General features: G+C 63.0%; 1 protein-coding gene. It reads right to left on the bottom strand.

Features of this window, described 5'->3' with window-relative positions:
* Positions 1-2: 2 nt before the first annotated feature.
* The coding region (locus G9Q84_RS28980) for a fimbria/pilus outer membrane usher protein (RefSeq protein WP_181644541.1) at positions 3-2,453 on the bottom strand (2,451 nt) is incomplete at its 5' end.

The following is a 2,453-nucleotide window of genomic DNA, read 5'->3' as shown; positions in this document are numbered from 1 at the left end:
ACTTACGAATCCTTGGCACCCGACCCACCGGCCGCGCGCTCACATTGAATGTTCAGTTGTGTAATCCCACCCTCGGCAGGCCCTTTATCGTCCAGTTTCAATTCGCGGCTGCACCACGGCTGGTTATCCACGCTGATCAACAGGCGTGACTGCGCCGGTACGCCGCTCAGGTACGCACGGCCCTTGTCGGCCACCAGTGTGCTACCCAAAGAGCGCCCATCCGGGGCGAACAGTTCGGCCTTGGCGGCAAACGGTGCCGCTTCGCCGCGTGCATCGATGATGCGGAACAGAATGCGTTGGCCTTTGCGGGTCTCGAAGTCCGCCAGCACAAAGGCCCCGCGATTCGGCGTGACCTCCTGCACCAGTTGGGCGATGTCGACGTCAGCCGGCATCGACTGGGTGTCCAGCGACATACGGTTCTTGCGGTAGGGCAGGGCAGACGGCACCACCGTGTAGCCATTGGCATTGGTGCGCACACCCCGCTTGTTGGCGATTCCCACGTCTGCGGCACCGGGTGTGGCCACGATCACGTTGGTTTCGCCCAGAGGCTGACTGAAAATCAGATTGCGGTCATAGGCGACCACCGAGCCCTCGATGCCCATGTCCAGTTGCCGGCTACCGGAGGTCTCGTTATAGCCGCCGTGCACGATGGCGTTGGGTGCGTCATAGCGCGCGGCAAACGTGCTGCCCATCACGCGGTCATTAGCGTTGACTTGCTGCGACACGCCAGCGCTGTAGGCCAGGGTGTCGTCCTCCAGCGCATTGCCGCTCAACGTCGCCGTGCGCGAGGCCGTGCCCCGCGCGCTCTGGTTCGCGTTGACCGATACACGCTGGTTGCGTGTACCGCCCAGCGGCATGCTGATGCTCAGGGACAGCGTGCGGTCATTGCTGCTGTCCCCTTTGTTAGCGCTCAAGCCGAGAGTGTAGGAAATGTCCCCGACGCTGGCGCTGTAGCCCAGTTGAATCGAGGTGTCGGCATTGCTCTTGTCCCAGTAGTTGGTTTTCGTCACGTTGGCATACACACCGCCGTAGCCGCCCAGTTGCTGGGACACGTTGGCGGTGAAGTTGCTCTTCATATGGCCGCTGCGGTACATCTCCAGCGACTGCTCGTTGGTGCGGCTGTTGAGCGCCTCGTTGAACGAGTAGTAGCCGCCGGTGGAATAGCGATAACCGATCAGGCTGAAGTTGGTGTCGGTGGCCGCCAGGGCTTTGGAGTAGCGAAAGCGAAACGACTGGCCGCTGGCGGTGGTTTTTGCCGGGCCCATGGCTTCGCTGCGCGCGTGGGTCATGTCCACTGAAATCGCACCGAAACCGGCGAAGTCGTGGGCGAACCCTAGCAGGCCGGCGCTGTACTGATCACTCAGCAGGCTGCCGCCGAACAGCGTGGTGCCGCCGGCCAGGCCGCGCCGCAGGGACGCCTGGATAAAACGCGGGGTGTCCTGCTGCGTGGTCGCTTGCGCCGGGCGGTACTGGCCGGCGAATACCGAGTAGCTCTGTTGGCCCTCACGCAGCATGTAAGGCACCGACGAAAACGACTGGGTAAACACCTGGCGCTGGCCATCGGGGTCTTCCACGGTGACTTCAATGTCGCCATTGCTGGCGGTGGGGTACAGGTCGGTCAACGCGAACGGCCCCGAGGGCACCCACTGCTCATGGATCACGTAACCGCGCTGGCGGATGATCACCCGCGAGCGGCCGTTGGCGATGCCACGAATCACTGGCGCGAATTGGCGGGCCTGGTCCGGCAGCATGTCCATGTCCGAGGCAATGCCCAGCCCGCGATAGGGGATGGCGTCGAACAGGTCACCTTCGGTGGTGGAGTCGCCCACGGTGGCAATCGCCATCATGTTGCCCATGTTGCGCTGGGCGTAGGTTTCCATCGACTCCCAACGCCCGGTGTCGCCTGTGCCTTTCTGCCAGGTGGAGAAATTGCGCAGCCGCCAGGCTCCGGCGTTTAAACCGCTGCGCAGGCTGCCGAACTGGTCCTGGCGGCGGCCGGTGTCCGACTCCACCGTACTCCCGGAAAAGCTGTAGTTGGTGAACGCCACTTGCTCGCCGTCACTCCACTGCCGGCGGCGTACTTCAAACGGGATGCTGCCCAGGTACGCTTGGGGGATCTCAATCGACAACACCTGGCGGTTGAAATCGTAGTCGTAGACCATCCCGGCCAGGCCTTGGTCGAACGCGATGCAGGTAGCGTCGGCGTCGCTGCGGTTTTGCAGGGCGGTATCGGCAACCCCTTGGCTACGAAAAAAGTCGGTATCCAGGCACGGGAAAAGCCCGGTGGAGGAGCGGTCCGACGTACCGCTGGCGCGAATAAAGCGTACATCGCGCTGCTCGACCGAATGCTCATTGACCAACACGTCTACCCGGTAAATCCCCGGCAACTGGCCTTCGCTCATGGCGCTGACCTGTTGTTTCACGGCGGCCGAACTCTGCCCGCCGCCGATCTC

The sequence above is a fragment of the Pseudomonas sivasensis genome (assembly GCF_013778505.1).
GTDB lineage: Bacteria > Pseudomonadota > Gammaproteobacteria > Pseudomonadales > Pseudomonadaceae > Aquipseudomonas > Aquipseudomonas sivasensis.
This window is presented reverse-complemented; position numbering and strand designations above follow the sequence as displayed.